The sequence below is a fragment of the Pseudomonadota bacterium genome, assembly GCA_011049115.1.
Lineage (GTDB): Bacteria > Desulfobacterota > Anaeroferrophillalia > Anaeroferrophillales > Tharpellaceae > DSCM01.
In genome coordinates this window covers 37405-57051 of record DSCM01000006.1, presented here as the reverse complement: position 1 = coordinate 57051, position 19647 = coordinate 37405, and the positions used below count along the sequence as shown (strand labels likewise).

Annotated in this window: 14 protein-coding genes and 2 pseudogenes; 7 read left to right on the top strand and 9 right to left on the bottom strand. The window is 55.0% G+C overall.

What is annotated here, in order from left to right:
* Positions 1-238: 238 nt before the first annotated feature.
* From ENN66_00625 to ENN66_00615, 3 genes are all read right to left on the bottom strand, one after another.
* Entirely contained in the window at positions 239-1996 is a 1758-nt protein-coding gene (locus ENN66_00625; protein HDS15138.1) for a LysM peptidoglycan-binding domain-containing protein, read from the bottom strand.
* A 117-nt stretch (positions 1997-2113) separates the two neighbouring features.
* Positions 2114-3847, bottom strand: a complete 1734-nt coding sequence (locus tag ENN66_00620; GenBank protein ID HDS15137.1) for a glutaconyl-CoA decarboxylase subunit alpha — start codon at positions 3845-3847, stop codon at positions 2114-2116.
* Between the two features lie 255 nt (positions 3848-4102).
* Positions 4103-5266 (bottom strand): acyl-CoA dehydrogenase, encoded by a 1164-nt coding sequence (locus ENN66_00615; GenBank protein ID HDS15136.1) that lies wholly within the window; start codon positions 5264-5266, stop codon positions 4103-4105.
* 808 nt (positions 5267-6074) lie between these two features.
* Here ENN66_00615 and ENN66_00610 point away from each other — a divergent pair.
* Complete coding sequence (locus tag ENN66_00610) at positions 6075-6623, top strand: hypothetical protein (protein HDS15135.1); 549 nt, start codon at positions 6075-6077, stop codon at positions 6621-6623.
* A gap of 167 nt (positions 6624-6790) precedes the next feature.
* Here ENN66_00610 and ENN66_00605 read toward each other — a convergent pair whose 3' ends face one another.
* The 5 genes from ENN66_00605 to surE form a co-directional block, all read right to left on the bottom strand.
* Entirely contained in the window at positions 6791-7105 is a 315-nt protein-coding gene (locus tag ENN66_00605; protein HDS15134.1) for a DUF2288 family protein, read from the bottom strand.
* Entirely contained in the window at positions 7095-7769 is a 675-nt protein-coding gene (locus ENN66_00600; protein ID HDS15133.1) for a histidinol phosphate phosphatase domain-containing protein, read from the bottom strand. The genes ENN66_00605 and ENN66_00600 overlap by 11 nt, the downstream gene beginning before the upstream one ends.
* On the bottom strand, positions 7769-8089 hold the full coding sequence (locus ENN66_00595; protein ID HDS15132.1) for a hypothetical protein: 321 nt from the start codon (positions 8087-8089) through the stop codon (positions 7769-7771). Before ENN66_00595 ends, ENN66_00600 begins: the two co-directional genes overlap by 1 nt.
* 77 nt (positions 8090-8166) lie before the next feature.
* Entirely contained in the window at positions 8167-9522 is a 1356-nt protein-coding gene (miaB, locus tag ENN66_00590) for a tRNA (N6-isopentenyl adenosine(37)-C2)-methylthiotransferase MiaB (GenBank protein HDS15131.1), read from the bottom strand.
* Positions 9504-10262, bottom strand: coding sequence for a 5'/3'-nucleotidase SurE (gene surE / locus ENN66_00585; GenBank protein HDS15130.1), 759 nt, complete (start codon positions 10260-10262; stop codon positions 9504-9506). Before surE ends, miaB begins: the two co-directional genes overlap by 19 nt.
* 195 nt (positions 10263-10457) lie before the next feature.
* Between surE and ENN66_00580 the strand changes: the two genes are divergently transcribed.
* The 4 genes and pseudogenes from ENN66_00580 (at position 10458) to ENN66_00565 (ending at position 14643) form a co-directional block, all read left to right on the top strand.
* Positions 10458-11657, top strand: a complete 1200-nt coding sequence (locus ENN66_00580; GenBank protein HDS15129.1) for an amino acid ABC transporter substrate-binding protein — start codon at positions 10458-10460, stop codon at positions 11655-11657.
* A 140-nt stretch (positions 11658-11797) separates the two neighbouring features.
* Positions 11798-12094 carry a hypothetical protein gene (locus ENN66_00575; protein HDS15128.1) on the top strand — a complete coding sequence of 99 codons (297 nt, stop codon included), beginning with the start codon at positions 11798-11800 and terminating at the stop codon, positions 12092-12094.
* A 288-nt stretch (positions 12095-12382) separates the two neighbouring features.
* Positions 12383-14142: pseudogene (locus ENN66_00570) on the top strand (methyl-accepting chemotaxis protein).
* 29 nt (positions 14143-14171) lie between these two features.
* Positions 14172-14643 (top strand): annotated as a pseudogene (locus ENN66_00565) (purine-binding chemotaxis protein CheW).
* A gap of 72 nt (positions 14644-14715) precedes the next feature.
* On the opposite strand, the gene mdh reads toward ENN66_00565, so the two are convergent.
* On the bottom strand, positions 14716-15702 hold the full coding sequence (gene mdh / locus ENN66_00560; protein ID HDS15127.1) for a malate dehydrogenase: 987 nt from the start codon (positions 15700-15702) through the stop codon (positions 14716-14718).
* 320 nt (positions 15703-16022) lie between these two features.
* Here mdh and ENN66_00555 point away from each other — a divergent pair, with 320 nt between their 5' ends.
* Positions 16023-16742: an SIMPL domain-containing protein gene (locus ENN66_00555; GenBank protein HDS15126.1), complete on the top strand. Its 720-nt coding sequence runs from the start codon at positions 16023-16025 to the stop codon at positions 16740-16742.
* Positions 16743-17019: 277 nt separating this feature from the next.
* Positions 17020-19626: an ATP-dependent chaperone ClpB gene (gene clpB, locus ENN66_00550; protein HDS15125.1), complete on the top strand. Its 2607-nt coding sequence runs from the start codon at positions 17020-17022 to the stop codon at positions 19624-19626.
* Positions 19627-19647 lie beyond the last annotated feature (21 nt).

The window sequence follows — 19647 nt, the reverse complement described above, 5'->3', positions numbered from 1 at the left end:
GCCGGCGGAACGGCCGTTTCGAACTCCCCGATCAGCACGGCCTCCTCCTGGAACTCAAGGAGATGATTTCCTGGACCAATCTGAGCCGAGGCATGTTTATGGCCAACCACGCCTCCAACTATCTGCCGATCAAAATCCATTCGCCGGCTCAGCGCGAAGCCGCTCTGCAGATGATTGACCAAGCCTTAAACGGAAACGTACCCTTACGGGAAGAGTGGATGCGAGGATTGTAAAGAAATCAGCGGTAAACAACCAGCTGCTGGCCCGGCTGGAGAATCTTTCCCGGCGGCAAGCGGTTCCAGCTCTCAAGTTCGGACACCGTCACCTGATAACGCCGGGCGATACGCCAGAGATTATCACCCCTATTCAAGGTCACGATCTCCTGGCGTTCCTTTTTGCCTTTAACCACGGGAACCGGCTTCGGCTTTATCCGGTTGGCAGCCGCAGGCCGCAAGCGCAGGACCTGTCCCGGCTTGATAGTGGTTGACTGGCCCAGATCATTAAAAAGCTGAAGCTCCGCCACGCTAAGATTGTAACGCCGGGCTATTTTCCATAAACTGTCGCCCGTGCGCACCCGGTACGCAGTCTGCCCACCTGATCCTGACGGCACCGGCGGCAGAGCGGCAGGACTGCCTGAACGATAGATCGCCTGATCAAAAACCACCGGCCCGCTGCCGGCAACCCGCACCGGAATCAAAAGCTCGCGGCCGGCCCGGATACGAGTTCCGGCAAGCCCGTTTAACTCCTTGATCTGACTGACTCCGGTACGATAACGCCGGGCAATGGTTGAGAGGGTGTCCCCGGGCGCTATCAGATGTTTGCGAAAGGTTATCCTTTTCTCCGGCGACAGCCCGGACAAAACCTGCTGACAAACCTGACCGGAGCCTTCAGGAACCCGCAGTTCATAGTTCCCGGCTCCCGGCGGAGTACACCAATAGCTGAGTTCGGGATTGAGTTTGCGAAGCTCTTCCACCGGCACCCCCGCCGCCCAGGCAATCACCTTGAGATCCGTCGCGTCCTCAAGCCTGACCAGATCAAAGGCGAACGGATCTTCGTACTCGATCTCGACAAAACCATACTTTTCCGGCTCCCGAGCGATCATAATGGCCGCGATCAGACGCGGAATATAATCCTTGGTTTCACGTTTGAGATAATTAAAGCGAGCCATTTCCCAGAAATCATCGGTCTGATGTCGACGCATGGCTCGCTGAATCTTGCCCTCTCCGGCGTTGTAGGCGGCAGCGGCCAGATACCAGGAATCAAACATTGTATAAAGGTCCACCAAATACGCTGCCGCCGCATAGGTCGCCTTGACCGGATCGCGGCGTTCATCCACCCAGGCGTTGATTTTAAGCCCGTAGCGCTTGCCGGTGGCGCTGATAAACTGCCAGGGCCCACAGGCCTGGGCCGACGAGTACGCATGGTTCGTGAAACCGCTTTCAATCAAAACCATGTAAGCCAATTCTTCCGGAATATCATGCTCGCGCAGAACCTTACGCATCATTCCCAGATAACGGTGGGATCGAGCCAGTGAACGATGCATAAACCGGTTCTGCACCGTGCTGTAATAAGAGATAAAGTGCTGAACCCGAGCGTTCATAACCAGCGGAAACTGATAACGGGCAACAGTCCGCGCCTGCAGTTCGAGCTCAATGTCGGCCACGGAGTCCGACGGATCCCCCACAGAAAAAGACCCCATTTCATCAAGATATTCCAAAAAAACCGTCAGGGCCGAGCCCTCACCGATGTCTCCATCCAGGCTCTCCTGCCATTCAACAACCGGGAACTCCGGAGCGGCGTTTTCAACCGCTTCCGACAAAGTGATCGGGCGACAAAGCGTCCCTTCCCCACCCAGCCGGCCATTACAGCCTACGCCGAACAGACACAAGGACAATACCCACCAACCCATCAGGGAAAGTTTTCCGCGCCACCTGCGGATGATCGGGAACGGTTCTTTTGAAATAGCTTTCATGGACTTCCTTATAGCAAATTTCATGGGAAACTGGCAACTTCCAATTTCACCATAAAAACCACCAGCAAAAAACCGGTTGCGCCATGCCTGGCACAACCGGTTTTTTGCTGGTTTAAAGTTCCCTGGCGTCCGCCTGGGGAACTACCCGCGAATAATTCTGGGCAGAAGCATCTGATGTTGCGGACAGATTGATCCCGGATTCTGAAAAACCGCCTGAGTGAAAGCAACCATATATTCACGCAGTTTCGGCAGGGAAACAATTTCATCCACAAACCCCTGTTCGGCACAATAAGCCGGTCGGGACTGATCATAATACTGCTGCGCCAGTTTATTCATCTTGTCGATAACCGGCTGCAGATCCTTGCCGGCATCTTTTTCCTTGACCAGGCGGCGGGCAAAAGCCGCCGTGGCCGCCGTTTCGCCATGCATAACCTCGACTTCGGTAGTCGGTACCCCAAGGGTGAAAACATTATTACGATTACCCTGGGGACCGCACATGACGTAATGAGCCGCGGCCGTGCCCTTGCGCAGAACCACGGTCATCATCGGCAACATGGAACTTTCAATCGAATAGATCAAGGACATGCCCAACCCCAGGAGTTCGGCCGTTTCCGCAATATCACCGACATCAATTCCGGAAGTATCCTGCAGCCAGATCATCGGCACCCGGTCCCGACCGCAATAGTTCACGAAATCACTCATTTTGATCAGACCTTGCCGGTAAAGCTTGGCACCGATCCCCGTATAATCGGCATACTCTGGATAATTGGCCCCGAGAAAACCCTGACGATTGGCCACCACTCCCACCGGGAACCCATCGATCTTGACCAGGCCACAATAAATCTCCGGACCGTAGTCGGGACGAAATTCCGTATGCTCGCTATTATCCACCAGACGAGCAATAACCTCGTCCATATTATAGGTCGATTTCTGATTGTAGGGTACCAGATAATTCAGATCCTCACCCGAAAAACGGGGCGCCTTCGGTTCCGCAACCCGAAAAGCCGCCGGGTCATAGGACGGAAGCCCGGCCACGCAATCCTTGATCGCATCCAGCACGCCTTCTTCCGTGGCAAAGATTTCACGCATGAAACCGGTTTTTTCGTAATGAACTTTCGTGCTTCCCGGAGGCACGACTTTGAGGTGACGAGTATTGGCAATCAGCTCTTCGGCCCCTTCAAGATCGAAATGACCTTTCGGACTCATACCGCTGACAATCCCCCCGCCGCCAACCGCCATATTGGACTTATCATGGGCGAAAATAATTGCCGGACTGATCGCATGATATCCCCCTCCGGCCGGGTTGGTGCCGTACATACCGACAATCACCGGAATCCCTTTTTGCGCCAGCTCGGCGTGACGAAAAAAGGTGCGCCCCCCGGAACGCCGTCCGGCATAAACCTCCTGCTGATGGGTCAGCTTAACCCCACTGCAGTTTAAAACCCAGACCAGCGGAATCCGCATCTGTTCGGCCATATCCTGGGCCCGAAAAATATTCTCGGCCTGGCCGCCGATCCAGGCGCCGGCCAAAACCTTGTTATCGGAAGCGATAACCGAAACCCAGCGACCACGAATTTTGGCAAGACCATTGATAACCCCGGTCGTGCCTTCCTCGTTGCCAAGCGGATTAAAGGTTGTGTTCATCGGCAGAAAGGTTCCCGGATCAAGCAGGTATTCAAGTCGCTGCCAGGCCGTCATTTCCCCCCGCTGATTGATTTTTTCGGCCGGCAAACCGGCTTTTTTGACCCGCTCAACCTCAGCGGCATAGTGTTCTTCGACCTTTTTAATCTGGGCCGCACTTTCAGCCGCCTTCTCTTTCTGCTTGTCTTTGAGTTCCTTTCCGAACAAAGGCATCTCCGCAAAATACTGCTTCATAGTTCACTCCTTGCGGCCCCAAAAGAGTCGCGTATATTCCTGAAATTAGAATTGGCAATTTCCACCCGGACAACGGCTGAAAAACTCCGTTCCCTTAATTTTAGCGACCACCCGACCGGCAATATCTTGAGCAAGCAAAACCATACGCGGCGGCGGCGCGAGGCGGGACAGATAGCAGATAAGCTGGGAGAATGCAAGAGGCTTTACATATAAAAACCTGCACAAAGCCTCCCCAAGCCAATCCCGCCTGTTTTCTCAGCGATTTGCTTTGCGAATGCCAAGCTGATCCTGGGCCATGATAAATTTACAAATATTGGTCGAGCCTTCAACCATGGCGTAGGTGGGGGCATCCCGGAAATATCTTTCGACCGGATATTCAGTCGAATAACCGTAAGCCCCGAGAATCCGCATGGCGTACTGAGTACATTTATAAGCCAGCTCACCGGAAAGATATTTGGCCGCGGCCACTTCCAGGTTGTTACTCAGGTCTCCCTGATCCTTCTGCCAGGCGGCCTTGTAGACCATCAGACGGGCCGCCTCAATCTCGGCTACCATTTCCGCGATCATCGACTGGTTCATCTGAAAGTTGCCAATCGGCTGACCGAACTGTTCCCGTTCCATGGCATACCTGGTTACCGAATCGAGACAGGCCTGAGACAAACCAATACCGCCGGCGGCGGCCGAAAGCCGCGTCTGGCTGAGAGAACCAAAAACGATCTTGGCTCCGTCACCGGGTTTACCCAGGATATTCCCTTTAGGAATTTTGGTATTTTCAAGCACAATCTCCCCGGTAGGCGAAGACAAAGAACCCATTTTACTCAGCTCGGTGACCGTGATACCTTCACTTTCTTCAAGATCAACCACGAAAGCGGAAAGACCGCGACCACCGGCGGAGCGATCGGTGTAAGCATAAAAGATATTAATGCCTCCGATCGTGGCGTTGGAAATCCAGGTTTTCTGGCCATTCAGCAGCCAGTGATCCCCCTTGTCGACGGCCGTTGATTTCATGGCCATGATATCGGAGCCGGCCCCCGGCTCCGTAATCGCAAAAGCTCCGAGAATGTCGGCGTTCACCAATTTTTCGATATATTTTCGCTTAAGTTCGTCATTGCCATAGCGGAGAATCGTAAAAGCACAGCCCAATTCCTGCATGTTAACCTGAACCCGAAGGGAGCTTGAAGCCCGGGCGATTTCTTCGGTAATAATCATCGCCGCCAACCAACCCATTTCGTTGCCGCCGTACTCCTCCGGAATCACGGTGCCGAAAAAACCCAGCCGGCCCATCGGCTTAATCACCTCTTCATAAGGGAAATAGTGTTTTTTATCCCATTCCTCGGCAAAAGGAGCAATCTTTTCGGCCGCAAAATCACGCACCGTATCCCGCAGCATCGTCAGTTCATCAGTCAGCTTGAAATCCATCAACCTACCCTCCTAGAGCTTGATTTTTACTAAGAAAACAAAAGGTTCATTAACATTAAAAACTTTTACCAGGGATAACGACAAAGAAACCCGCGGGTTCCTGTTTTTTCCGTGAACAACCACATTTAAACCTGTGCAATTTGCAATTAACATACCGACGGCCGACAAGGGTTAAAGAAAGAGGAAACCGGCGGACAACGTTCCATCGTTAGTTTCGCAAGTTTTCAGGTCGGAAAAGCAAACCGGTCCGAAACCACAGAACAACCTGTATAAAAGCCAGGCAAAAAACCCTGGCAAAAATTAATGACGAAATTTTATTTCACGCGCCTCGAGCTTCCTCTCTTATAACAAGTTACTTCCTCAAAGACCTCAAAGATATAACCCTTAGCCGATCCCGGCGGACCGCCTACTTTTTACCCTTCCAGGTAAAAATCAACCTCATCCAGAGCTCAAAAAACGAACCCCCGCCTGAACCCACGACAAACATAAACTTGACATACGACCTAAGAGTGTTTATCGGTAAACGTTACCGGAAAACCAAAGACGTCGAAAAATAAACTCAAAGCGCCTTTTTATCGGACTCGCTCTATCCGCAAGCAACCTGTACAGATAAAACCTGACTATGAAAATAACCTGTCCCCAGTGCCACCAACCGTGCTCTTTCCAGGGAAAAACCTGGCCCTGCGATAATTCTACGCTGGCCTGTCCCGTATGCGGCCACAGCATAATTATTCCCCCCGGAACCTTCCGCCGCCAAAGCCAGAAAACCGACCCGCAGGTTTCCGCCGGAAGGAGTCAAAGAGGTTCGATGCCCCAAGAACAGACTTGCCGGAAGCCCTATTTTCATCCGCAGTTCTCGCTCCCCAATCTTTTATTCTGGTTGTTGAGCGGCATGGGGATGATTTTCCTGGCCATCATCCTGTGGCGCGGCCCGCTGGGAAAAAGCCTTGCCGGAAAAACCGCCAGACAGGCCTCCCCTACCCTACCAACCACGGTCCTCGGAACTTCACCGCCCCCACCCAGTCAGCAAAAGCAGCAACAAGCCATTCAATTAATCAAAAAACATCCTCTGGTTCGGGATGCCGATATCAGTGCAATCAACAACTCGCTCCATCTTGCCCTACTGGTGACCGACAAGACACCGGTCGCCGACGCGGAACGTCTCGGCCGCAGCTTTGCGCACTATCTTTTTGATGAAATCGACAACCGGAAAATGCCGCGAACCCCAGCTCTGATCTCGGTTTACTACCCGCAGGGAAGCTGTGTCACCGTGGGCATCAACGAAATCGAGTCTGAAGAAGAGGAGGTTTTGGGGAACAGAGCGGAAGGCGACCATATACCGGGACGAAACCAATAATACTTATCACCGGTGGGCTGCCGGCGGCGTTTTGGAAACCGAAAAGCCGTTACTTTCTGATCTATGAACCGAACCGCAGGCCAAGGGGAGAGGGCGCCGTCATGGCGATCACACCGTACCTGATGACCACAACCGCTCCGCCGGAAAAACCGGCACGGCCCCGACCATCAGGGTTCTTCCGGTGCATGCTTGAGCTCTTGAAAGAAAACATAGGGTTTAACGATCAAGGCCTTGAAAAGCCCCCCCCGCGTCTCCCAGCCGACCAGCGCTTCAGACGTCGGCCGCGCCAGCCTTCCCCGATCCAGCCAGGCTGCGACTTCCTTTACCCGATCTTCAGCCACCGCCAGTCCCACGACCAAGAGTTCAAGCTCAGCCGCCACCTGAAAAAGCATGCCCCGTTTGGCATGTGGCCTGAGCCAGGACCAGCTGACCGTACCCTGTTCAGCCCGCAGCTTCTTTGCCAGTTCATTGTCACTCCGCATCGCCCAGTCCCCCGCCGGAGGTTTTTCTTCGCACAAAAGCGACCACGTCAAGCCGCAGACGCCGCCACTCGTCGGCTGTAAGCCCGGCTCCCAAGGCAATCTTCTCGGCCATTTCCAGACTGACCAGGTCGCCGGGTCCGTGGGCGTCGTTGTTGAGCAGCAGTTTCGCCCCCGTTTGCCGGGCCAGGGCAGCGACATGACCGTTGGCCAGAGAGTGCCCGCCCCTGGTCGTAAGCTCCAGGAAAACCCCTTTTGCCGCCGCCAGTGCGGCCTCTTTCAGGGTCAGCAAGCCGGGATGGGCCAGGATATCCGCCCCGGCTTCCAGGGCTGCCAGATTGGTTCCGGGAGCCACCGGTTCAACCAGGGTTTCACCATGTACCACCACCACGGCCGCACCCAGGTCCCGGGCCTGTTCCACGCCCCGGCGAATCAGGGAGGGAGGCACATGGGTCAACTCCACCCCGGGAAGCAGCACCATTTCCATGGTTTCGGCCAGGATCCGGCAGACCGTAAGCAGACGTGGAAGAACGAAATCAAGATTGGAAAAATCGACATGATCAGTAAAGGCCAGGGCCCGGTAACCGGCGACCCGGGCCCGGCGAGCCAGTTCCGCCGGCACCAGAACACCATCGCTGAAAATCGTGTGGGTATGCAAATCTATCATCAGGACCTCGATTTCTTTAAGAGCATCCAAGCGCGGGCACCAAGATAAGCCCCGGCCCCATCGGCCAGCAGATCCATCCAGGAGAATTCCCGTCCCGGCACATAACATTGATGAATTTCATCACTTAAACCATAGAGCAAGGCCCCGCCTAAAACCCAGGCCAGAAGGGTTACCGGATCGTCCTGCGGGAAACGGACGGCCAGCAGGCGCATCAGGAGAAAACCAAAACCGGCATATTCAATCAGGTGAGCGATCTTGTCAGGAAAAGGAAAGGGGCTGATAGCTCCGGGATCGCTCTGAGCCGAAAGCCAGAAGATCAACCAACAGTAGAGGAGCAAAGGCGCGAGATAGGAGAGAAAAAATTTTCCGCCCCGGCCGTTACTGAGCCAGTCGGCCCTCAAGACAGCACCTCGCCTTTCAGGGAATGTTTGAGGGCCTTGCAGATCCGCACCCGACACAAATCGCCCACCCCAATCCCCTCGGGCGCGGCAAAATTAACGATTCGATTCTCCGGACTGCGCCCGCTCCACTCGCCCTGCCCCCGCCGACTGGGACCGGTCACCAGAAGTTCGGTCAGCCGCCCGACCTGAGTTTTCAGCAGGGCTTCACCAAGCCCATCCTGCAAAGCCTGACAACGGGCCAGACGTTCATCCTTTTCAGCCGCCGGCACCAAATCATTGTACGCCGCCGCCCTGGTTCCCGGCCGCGGCGAATATTTAAACGAATATATCTGATCATAACCCACCTGCTCAAGCATTTTCAGCGTTTCCTGAAAATCGGCTTCACTCTCTCCCGGAAAACCGACAATAATATCGGTGGTCAAAGCCAGCCCGGGTCTCACCCGGCGTAATTCAGCGACCTTTTCCAGATAAGCGGCGGCGCTATAGCCTCGTCCCATCCTTTTGAGCACGGCATCACTGCCGGCCTGCAGAGGCAGATGAAGACTGGGGCAAAGCCCGGGCAACTCGGCGAAAGCCTTAATCAGCTCGGCCGACATATCCTTGGGATGGGAGGTCGTGAAACGAATCCGTTTGAGACCGTCGATTTTGGCCAACCGAAACAGAAGTTCGGCAAAACTGATTTCTCCCGGGGTTTTCAAGCCATAGGAATTAACATTCTGACCCAGCAGCATCACCTCTCCGACCCCGGCCTGAACCAGTTTTTCAACCTCCGCGATAATCGCTGCGCTTGGCCGACTGTATTCGCGCCCACGCACATAAGGAACGATACAATAAGTGCAGAAGTTATCGCAACCCTGCATGATCGTGACCATAGCGCTGGGCACGGCCGGGTCCGGCCGGGCCAGCACTTCAAGCCCGCCGGGGATTTCCCGAAAAGCGGTCCGGCTCAACCTCTGCCGTGTTGCCAGGACCTCCTCCACCATTCCGGGCAAGGCATCAAGCTGGTGCGTCCCGAAAACGATGTCCAGTCCAGGATAGCGTTCCTGCAGTTTCTCCCCCCACTGCTGGGCAACACAACCGCCCACGGCCAGCACCAGCCCTAAGTGACCGCGTTTGAGCGGCAGATAACGCCCCAGGGCGCTGAACAGTTTAAGCTCCGGCTTTTCCCGGACGCTGCAAGTATTGATAACGATCAAATCAGCCTGACGGTAATCCGAGGTCACCTGATAGCTTCGTGCGCCGAAAAGGTGCGCGATTTTCCCGGAATCACAAACGTTCATCTGACATCCGTAGGTCTCTATAAAAATTTTTTTCGACTCAATTAGCTTTTCCGTCAAGACTCCCACTCCCATTCTGCCAGCGCGGCCAGGGCCCGATGGTTGGTTAAATCCAGATGAATCGGGGTAATCGAGACAAAACCGCGGCGCACCAGGGCCGCGTCCGTATCGACGGCGGCCGGGCCCGGCAGGACTTCGCCTCCGATCCAATAATAATGACGCCCCCGGGGATCGACATTTTCCCGCACCACCCCGGAATAGAAACGCTTACCCTGGCGGGTAACCCGAAAACCGGCAAGTTTATCCCAGGGCAGATCCGGAACATTGACATTAAGCATCGTATCCGGCGGCAAGCCCTGGGCCAACACCATTTCCGTCACCTTCCGAGCAACCCGCGAGGCCGTGGCGAAATGGTACTCCCGCTCATATTCCAGGGAAACCGCAATGGCCGGAATTCCCAGCAGGGTCGCCTCAAAAGCGGCCGCCACCGTCCCTGAATAGGTAATATCATCCCCAAGATTGCCACCGCGATTGATTCCGGAAATCACCAGATCCGGACGCTCATGGCGCATTACCTGGTTGACTCCGAGAAAAACACAGTCGGTCGGGGTTCCGTCCACGGCATAATGCCCGGGACCCTGTTCATCAATGCGCAAAGGATGTTGCAGGGTCAGGGAATGCCCGCTGGCACTGCGCTCCCGGTCCGGAGCCACTACCGTCAGGCGGCCGAGTCCCCGCAGCCCCTCTTCCAGCTCGCGCAGACCGACTGCGGTTATCCCGTCATCGTTGGTCAATAAGATTCTGGTTTTCATCATTCAAATTAAATTACCGGTTGCGCTTTCCGCCGATCTCGGCGCCAGACTAATAACCATAATTGCCTTCAGGGTCAAGTAAAAGCGATTCCCATCTTTCTGGTTGCATTGAACCGATAAAAGTTTTATAAAGACCAGGTTTATGATAGTCTCCACGCGCTTCCGCGATCGCCGCCGAGAACTGGACTCAACCGGGAAATAGAAATCTTTGTGAGGTTCAGATCATTGCGCAAAAAAAAATTCCTTCTGATCCTTGGTCTTTTCCTGTCATTTCAGCTCTCCCCGGCAACCTCGCCCGGCGAGGATTTCTTTTCTCAGCCGGAAAAGCTTCCCCAGGTGGCCGTGCTTCTGCCCCTGAGCGGACCTTTCACGGAACTCGGACAGGTTCTGCGCAGCGGTTTCGAGCTCGGCTTCGCCGGACCGGCGGACGCAGGATCCCAAACCGAGAGGTTCAGCGTCAGCTATCTTGACAGCCGGGGCGATCCGGAAAACTGCCGCGCCCTGGTTGAACTTTTATCTAGCCAAAACCATACCGTACTGATTGCCGGAACCCCGCTCAACCCCACGGCCTGGACCACCGCAAAGACTTGCGAGAAACAGGGCCTGCCCTTTCTCATGGTCTGGGCCGACCAGGACGACCTGATCAGCGATCGTAGCCTTTTCAGCTTTCGCCTGACCGCGCCGCGCTCAGCCCTGAAATCGGCCCTGCAGAATCTGATCCTTTCCCAGCAACCCGCCATCACCAAGCTCGGCATTATCTATAGCCCGCAGCCCTGTTCCCGGCTGCAGGCCCGCCGCCTGAGAAATTATTGCGCCGACCTGCCTGTCGACCTGACGATCTGGGAAGCGTTCCCCGAACCAGAAAAGAGCCTTGCCGACCTGCTCGACCAGATTGAAAAACAACAGCCCCAACTGCTCCTTTTGGCCGTCAGCCTCGAAAAAGCCTCCTCCCTCTGGCTGCAAAAAGAGCCGCTGCAAACCTTTCCCAGACTGAGCGTCGTCGTTTCGAACGCGCTGGAGGCTTCAGCCTCGATTCCGCCGTCGTCGACGAACAACCATTTTCTGCTTTATCCCTGCCCCGCTCCAACCACGGCTACGCTGAACCGCTATCCTGTCTTTACCAGTCAACTTCAGGCGGTGGGCTATGCCGCGGCGGAAACCATTCGCCATGTCCTGGCCCACAGCCCCGATTTCAGACCGGAAACCATCATCAGAACCCTGGAAAACACCTCTTTAGCCACGGCCGGCGGCCAGGTCAGCTTCTCGGCCGCCACAGCCGACAAGCCAGGACATCAGAACAGGTTCTCAGGATGCTTCTGCTACAATGACAGCCAGGGCCGCCAGCACAGCTATTTTCCCCCGCCGCAAAACCCGAAAAAAAACCAGGGAGAACACTGAGCTTCGCCGGCAAGCCGTCTTTTCAGGTCAGATCTTTCAGTTTTCCAAGCCGGGCGGCCACCGAGGCCTCACGGTTACGAAACAGAGCAACAGACTCCTGGCCTTGTCAGCCAAAAACCAGCTCGTAAAAGGAGGCCCCCATGACTATTGGAAAAAAGATCGCCGCAGGTATCGCTTCCGTTCTGTTGCTGATGGTCGTCATCGCCATCTGTTCGATCCTTGGTATCGGCAGCATTGTCGACAACGCCGCAGAGGTCATCTACGGCAATAAGCTTAAAGGCGAGATCGCGCAGAAAGAGGTCGACCATCTCCACTGGGGCAATCAGGTCAACGAGCTGCTGACCGACGACAACGTCACGACCCTCACCGTCCAGACCGACCCGGACAAGTGCGCCCTGGGCCAGTGGCTGGCCAGTCCGGCACGGCAGCAGGCGTAGCAGCGCATTCCGGAGCTGAAAGCGGTTTTCGCGCAAATCGACGCCCCGCATCGGCGGCTGCACGAATCGGCCAGCAAGATCGCCCAGGTTTTTCTGTCGGCGGATCTCAACCTGCCCGGCTTTCTGATCGGGGTAGAGCGCGACCACCTGCTCTGGCAGCAAAAGCTCTATGACATGATAATCAACAATCGGCCGACTTCTAACTTGATCACCGACCTCGGCCAGTGTTCTTTCGGCCAGTTTCTCTCCGGCGAGCAAGCCCGGAAACTGACGCAAGACAATGCGGAAATGGCCCGTCTGATCAAGGAAATCATTCCGTTTCACACCGCGCTTCACCATTCAGCCAAAGACATCCTGCAAAACTGGCGACCAAACCATCCCGGATTAAACGACACCCTCAGGGCCCGCCTTGATGATCACCGCGTCTGGGGAGAGCAGGTCGCCGAAGCGATTATCGCTCGCCAACAAAATCTACGGGTTGAAACCGATCCGGCCAAATGCGCCCTGGGCGTCTTTCTACGTGGGCCGCTGGCAGGCCGGTACGCTCAGGACTTTCCGGCTTTCGCCGACTTTATCAGCGCCATCGCCGCCCCTCACGAGAGACTGCACGGCACCGCCGTCAGCATCAAGGACACCCTGAGCAAAAGCAATTTCGAGAAGGCGGGAAAGATTTATACCGAACAAACCCTGCCGGCCCTGAACCAGTGCGAGGCTCTCATTACCCGGGTGATCGCCGCAGAAACCGCAATCACTCAGAGCCAGGAAAAGGCTCTCCACATTTTCGAACATGAAACCATGCCGGCTTTAAACGAAACCGCCGCCCGACTCAAGGCCATGCAGGATCAGGCCCGGAAAATGGTCGCCGGACTGCAGCAGGCCACTCAGATTTTCTCCAGCGAGACCAAATCCGCCCTGAACCAGACCAGAAAACTGATGCATCAGATCACCGAAACGGTCGGCAGGAATGTGATGACCGACGAAATGATGCTGAGCGCGGCCCAAAGGACCAGACTTGCGGTCATTATTCTCAGCCTGATCGCCGCCGTCATCGGTCTGGGTCTGGCATATTTCATCAGCAACGGCATCGCCCGCGGCCTGACTCGGGTAATCAACGCCCTGTCCGAAGGGGCGCACCAGGTGGCGGCGGCAGCCGGCCAGGTTTCATCCGCCAGCCAGTCTCTGGCTGAAGGCTCGTCGCAACAGGCGGCCTCCCTGGAAGAAACCTCTTCATCGGTCGAGAAAATGGCCTCCATGACCAGACAAAACGCCGACAATTCCGACCAGGCCGATCGTCTGACCAAGGAAACTATCGCCGCGGTTCGTTCGGCTGCCGAATCCATCACCAGTCTGCGAAACGCCACGGAAGAGATCTACAGCGCCAGCCAGGAAACCCAGAGAATCGTCAAAAGCATTGATGAAATCGCCTTTCAAACCAACCTTCTGGCCTTGAATACCGCAGTTGAGGCGGCCCGAGCCGGAGAAGCGGGAGCCGGTTTTGCAGTGGTGGCCGATGAAGTCAGAAATCTTGCCGCCCGCAGCGCCGAGGCCGCCAAATCTACTGCCGAATTAATCGGAGCCACCGTCAACAAGGTCTCAGTTCGAGCCGGGAAATTGCCGCCCATTCCTTGACCGCCGTCAATGAAGTCGTCGAGAAAAGCACCAAGGTGGGCAATCTCGTCAGTGAAATCTCGGCGGCTTCCCAGGAACAAGCAAATGGTATCGGCCAGATCAACATCGCCGTCTCGGAAATGGATAAGGTAACGCAGCAGAATGCCGCCAACGCCGAGGAATCGGCCGCCAACGCCGAGGAGCTTAATGCCCAGGCCGAGCAGATGAACGAATTCGTCGGCGATCTGACCGCCATGGTCACCGTCAACCAAACCCGGCAGCCGCCCCGGGAAATCAGCCAGGTTCGGCAACTGACTCACCATAAACCCGGAAAGGCCTCGCCCAAGCCCCCGAGCAAACTCAAAAAACCAGTCTCGTCGGCGACAGCCGCCATTCCTTTCGATGAAGATCAGAGCACCGATGACTTTGATGGATTTTAAGGACCACCATTAATCATGGAGTTATCAAGATGACTAAAACTACCGCAGAAAACAGCCTCTCCGGCCTTGGTCCGCAAAAATTTCTGACCTTTTCCCTGGCCGGCGAGGAATACGGCATCAGCATCATGAAGATCAAAGAGATCATCGGCATTCTGCCGATCACGGTCCTGCCGCAAACTCCTGAATATGTCAAGGGCGTCATTAATCTGCGGGGCAAAGTGATTCCGGTTATCGATCTTCGTCTGAAATTCGATCTCGAACCGGCCACCCCCACTGGCGGAAAACCAGGAGCACAATCAAACCCTGGTGGGCCTGATTATTGATGGGGTTTCCGAAGTCATCAATCTTAAAGGAGATGAGGTTGAACCGAGTCCAACGATGCAGACCTCACTGCATAAACAGTATACTCTCGGGTTGGCTAAATACGGAAACGGGGTTAAGATTCTCCTCGATATCGACAAGGTCATCGACCACGAGGAGTTAGTGGGAACGGCAGAGTAAAATCAATGAGGGTTCCTTGAGTTCGAAAGCCTTCAAGGAACCCTCATTCCATAAAAATTGTTTAATCGTTATTTAAAACAGATCAGCCATCTCGGGCAGGATGCTCGGCAGTTCATCAATCAGCTTTTTGACGGCGGCCACCGAGTTATCAAACATTTCCCGTTCCTCCGGACTGAGCTCGAACTCGACAATTCTCTCGACCCCTTGCGCCCCCAGGACACAAGGAACGCCGACATAATAATTTTCGACTCCGAATTCTCCCCGCAGCAGGGCGCAGACCGGCAGGACCCGTTTCTGGTCGCGCAAAAAGGCTTCGGCCATGGCAATCGCCGAAGAGGCCGGACTGTAGAAGGCGGAACCGTTACCCAGCAGTTTGACCACCTCGCCGCCAGCCATCTTAGTGCGTTCCACCATGGCCGCCATCACCGCCCGCGCCTTGTTTTCGTCGCCGTTATATTTGCGCACCAGCTGTTCCATGACCGGGACCCCGTTGACATTGGCGTAACGGACAATCGGCACCATGGTATCACCATGCCCGCCGAGGACCATGGCGTTGACATCGCGCACCGAAACCCCCAGTTCCCAGGCTATAAAAGAACAGAAACGGTTGGAATCAAGCACTCCTGCTTGGCCGACAACCCGATTCGACGGAAAACCGGTAATCTTCTGACACAAGGTCACCATCGCATCCAGAGGATTGGAAATAATAATGACAAAGGCCTCCGGAGCATAATCCCTGATACCTTCCGCCACCTGTTTCATAATCTTGGCGTTGATTTCGAGCAGATCATCGCGACTCATCCCCGGCTTGCGGGGCAGGCCGGCGGTGACGATAACCACATCGGCTCCGGCAATATCGCCATAGCTGTTGGTGCCCTTGAGCTCGACATCAAACTGATCGATCCGGGCCACCTCGGCCAGGTCCAGCATTTTCCCCTGCGGCAAGCCTTCGACGATATCAAAAAGAACCACATCGCCAAGCTCTCTCTGGGCGCACAACTGAGCCAGAACACCCCCGATCTGACCACCACCAATCAATGCAATTTTCGCTCTTTTCATCTTTTCTCCCTCCGGGATCAATCCAGATCCTGCTGCTGAAAGTTCAAAACCAACCCTCTATTTTCTACATCTTCGGCGAAACCGCAGACAGATAAGGCTTCGAGCACAACCGACGACCGCCAAACAAGTGTATACAGTATGCAAGGAGCCCAAAAATGTCAAGCAAAATATATAATCAGGATTTTTATTTGACAGGCGGGCGCTCAATCATTAGACCCCAGTGAAAAGCTCTTCCTCTTCATCGTAACTAACAACCTAAGCCTTTGGCCAGAAGCTTTGGCCAGAAGCAATCCCTGATTCATTTCACCCCGGAGGAAACCATGAAGGAAAATAGTAAGACCTGGGCCCTGATCATCGGTCTCTCAATGTTCTGCGGCCTGACCGCTCTCGGCTACCTGCTCGGCAATGCCGCCTTGACCGTAAAAGAAAGGGAACGCAGCGTTACGGTTAAAGGTCTTTCCGAGCAGGAATATCCGGCCGACACCGTGATCTGGCCGATCCAGTTCACTGCGGCCGACAACGACCTGCAGCAGCTTTACCAGACCATCACCGACAACGCCGAAAAGATAAAAGGCTTTCTTCTGGGCAAAGGAATCAAGGAAACTGAAATTTCAATCCATCCCCCAACGGTCACCGACAAATCGGCCCAGCGTTATGGCAACTCAGCCCCGGCCCAGTTTCGCTACAGCGCCATTCAAACCGTGACCGTTTATTCCAGCAAGGTCGACAATATTCGCCAGGCCATGGCCAAACTGGTCGAACTCGGCCGACAAGGCATCGCCTTCAGCAACGAAGACTACGATGCCCGACCGGAATATATTTTTTCCCGCCTGAATGAAATCAAGCCGGCCATGATCGAGGAAGCCACTCGCAAGGCGCGGGATGTCGCCTTGAAATTCGCCCTGGATTCCCAGAGTAAACTGGGCAAGATAAAAAGCGCCTCTCAAGGTCAATTCAGCATCAGCGACCGGGACCGCAGCACGCCCTTCATCAAACGAATTCGCGTCGTCTCCACGGTTGAGTACTACCTTTCCGATTAAGCTAAGTCGCAGCCGGCCTCACGTTTTCCTCATTTGCTCAGGCTGGCCGCCCCGCCTGAGCAAAGTTTTTGTTAGCCCCCGCGCGGCAGGTTCTCGAACAGGGCCTGTCACGCGAGCGTCGTGGACGTCCCTGCCCCACCCTTGACAGCCCCAAATTAATCATTACTATTAAAGAAAACGAGTTTATTAAGAGTCAAGCTCTGAATAATACAATATTTGTCTTATAAAGATGAATTGATTCCAGCTAGAAGCAAACAAATCTATGGAGGATTACCCTATGGATAGCAGCAAATTTACCGAAAAAACCCAGGAAGCGGTGGTCGCCGCGCAGGAACAGGCCTTGCGCCGCCGGCACCAGCAGATCGACAACGAACATCTGCTTCTTGCCCTGCTGCAACAAAGCGAGGGTTTGATTCCCCGCATCGTGGAAAAGATCGGGATCGCTCCCACCGCCCTGGAAAAGTCTCTGGAAGAACAGCTTGCCAAAATCCCGCCCGTGACCGGAACCGGTAGTGGCCAGCTGTATATGAGTTCGCGCCTGGGTCAACTCTTTGTCAAGGCCAAGGATGAAGCCACGCAGTTCAAGGATGAGTATGTCAGCGTCGAACATCTTCTGCTGGCTCAGGTCGCGGTCGCCGGAGACCCCCTGGCCAAACTACTGCAAAGCTTTGGTCTGACCCGCGACAAGCTGCTCTCGGTCCTGACTGAAGTCCGCGGCCATCAGCGGGTAACCTCACAGAACCCGGAAGGCACCTATCAGGCCCTGGAAAAATACGGTATTGATCTGACCAAAGCCGCGGCCCAGGACAAACTTGATCCGGTCATCGGCCGCGATGAAGAAATCCGCCGGGTTATTCAGGTGCTCTCGCGGCGGACTAAAAACAACCCGGTCCTGATCGGCGAACCCGGGGTCGGCAAGACCGCAATCGTCGAAGGCCTGGCCCAGAGAATCTTTGTTCAGGATGTCCCTGAAAACCTGAAAAACAAACGCCTGATCTCACTCGACATGGGCTCCTTGATTGCCGGAGCCAAATTTCGCGGTGAATTTGAAGAACGGCTAAAAGCAGTGCTCAAGGAAGTCAAGGAGGCAGCCGGCAAAATCATTCTTTTTATCGACGAGCTGCACACCGTGGTCGGAGCCGGCAAAACCGAAGGTTCAATGGATGCCGGCAATCTTTTAAAACCGATGCTGGCCCGAGGCGAACTCCATTGCGTCGGAGCCACGACCCTGAATGAATATCGTCTCTATATTGAAAAAGACGCCGCCCTGGAACGACGCTTCCAGCCGGTTTTCGTCGACCAGCCCAACGTTGCCGATACGATTTCCATCCTCAGAGGCCTCAAGGAACGCTATGAAGTACATCACGGAATTCGCATCAAGGACGCCGCCTTGGTGGCGGCGGCGGTGCTTTCCCACCGCTATATCAGCGACCGTTTTCTCCCGGACAAGGCCATTGATCTGGTCGATGAAGCCGGAGCCCGGCTGCGCACCGAAATCGACAGCCTGCCGAGTGAGCTGGACGAGGTTACCCGTAAAATCATGCAGCTTGAAATCGAGCGGGAAGCCCTAAAAAAAGAACAGGACCAGGCCTCGCGCCAGCGCCTGGAGAAGCTCGAAAAGGAACTTGCCGACTATCGGCTCAAGAGCAAAACCCTAACCGCCCGTTGGCAACTGGAAAAAGAACAGATTGGACGCCTGCGAGAAATCGGCCAGCAGATCGAGGCGGTCAAACTGGAGATTGAAAAGGCCGAACGCAGTTACGACCTCAACAAGGCAGCCGAACTAAAATATGACCGTCTAGCGCGCCTTGAGCGGGAGCGCGAAAGCGCTCAGCAGAAAATCAGCGAAAACCAGGCTGACGGCGGCAGTCTGCTGAAAGAGGTAGTCGATGAAGAGGATATCGCCACCATCATCAGCCGCTGGACTTCAATTCCGGTCAGCAAGCTCCTGCAAGGCGAACGGGAAAAGCTGATTCATCTGAGCGACCATCTCCATCAGCGGGTCATCGGCCAGGAGGCTGCGGTAACCTCGGTGGCCGATGCCGTGGTTCGGGCCCGAGCCGGCATCAACGACCCCCGGCGCCCGCTGGGCAGTTTCATTTTCCTGGGCCCGACCGGAGTCGGAAAAACCGAATTAGCCCGCGCCTTGGCCGAATTTCTTTTTGATAACGAAAATAACATGACCCGAATCGATATGTCCGAATACATGGAAAAACACGCGGTTTCCCGCCTGATCGGGGCGCCTCCGGGTTACATCGGCTATGACGAAGGCGGACAACTGACTGAAGCGGTGCGGCGCAAACCCTATTCGGTGATCCTCTTTGATGAAATCGAAAAAGCCCACAACGATGTTTTCAACCTTCTCCTACAGGTTCTCGATGATGGCCGCCTGACCGATTCTCACGGCCGGGTGGTTGATTTCAAGAATACCGTGATTATCATGACCTCCAACCTCGGCAGTCATTATATTCTCGAAGGCCTGCAACAGGAAGAGTCGGACGAAAGCTTTTCCGTCATGCAGAGAATGGTCATGGAAACTCTGAAAGCTCAGTTTAGCCCTGAATTTCTCAACCGCGTTGACGACATTGTCGTTTTCCACGCCCTGCGTCGCGAAGATCTGGAAAAGATCATCACCATCCAGCTCAAACTTCTGGAAAAACGCCTGGCGGAAAAACAGATCCACCTGGAACTCGACGCCGGGGCCCGGCGCTTTATCGCCGAGGTCGGCTACGACCCGGCTTTCGGCGCCCGCCCTCTGAAAAGGGCCATGCAGAATCAACTGGAAACCCCTCTCGCCTATCAACTGATGAGCGGCGCAATCAAGGAAGGCGATCGGGTCAGGGTTGCGGCCGAAGGTGGCAACTTAATCTTTGCCACCGATTGAGGCTCAACCTAGGTTCCGAGG

What these genes read in the sequence shown, in the direction of transcription:
- mdh (HDS15127.1), bottom strand. Translation starts at nt 15,702, where the DNA reads ATGAAAAGAGCGAAAATTGCATTGATTGGTGGTGGTCAGATCGGGGGT.
- ENN66_00610 (HDS15135.1), top strand. Translation starts at nt 6,075, where the DNA reads ATGCCCCAAGAACAGACTTGCCGGAAGCCCTATTTTCATCCGCAGTTC.
- ENN66_00615 (HDS15136.1), bottom strand. Translation starts at nt 5,266, where the DNA reads ATGGATTTCAAGCTGACTGATGAACTGACGATGCTGCGGGATACGGTG.
- miaB (HDS15131.1), bottom strand. Translation starts at nt 9,522, where the DNA reads ATGGGAGTGGGAGTCTTGACGGAAAAGCTAATTGAGTCGAAAAAAATT.
- ENN66_00605 (HDS15134.1), bottom strand. Translation starts at nt 7,105, where the DNA reads ATGCGGAGTGACAATGAACTGGCAAAGAAGCTGCGGGCTGAACAGGGT.
- ENN66_00625 (HDS15138.1), bottom strand. Translation starts at nt 1,996, where the DNA reads ATGAAATTTGCTATAAGGAAGTCCATGAAAGCTATTTCAAAAGAACCG.
- ENN66_00575 (HDS15128.1), top strand. Translation starts at nt 11,798, where the DNA reads ATGACTATTGGAAAAAAGATCGCCGCAGGTATCGCTTCCGTTCTGTTG.
- ENN66_00555 (HDS15126.1), top strand. Translation starts at nt 16,023, where the DNA reads ATGAAGGAAAATAGTAAGACCTGGGCCCTGATCATCGGTCTCTCAATG.
- surE (HDS15130.1), bottom strand. Translation starts at nt 10,262, where the DNA reads ATGATGAAAACCAGAATCTTATTGACCAACGATGACGGGATAACCGCA.
- ENN66_00620 (HDS15137.1), bottom strand. Translation starts at nt 3,847, where the DNA reads ATGAAGCAGTATTTTGCGGAGATGCCTTTGTTCGGAAAGGAACTCAAA.
- clpB (HDS15125.1), top strand. Translation starts at nt 17,020, where the DNA reads ATGGATAGCAGCAAATTTACCGAAAAAACCCAGGAAGCGGTGGTCGCC.
- ENN66_00600 (HDS15133.1), bottom strand. Translation starts at nt 7,769, where the DNA reads ATGATAGATTTGCATACCCACACGATTTTCAGCGATGGTGTTCTGGTG.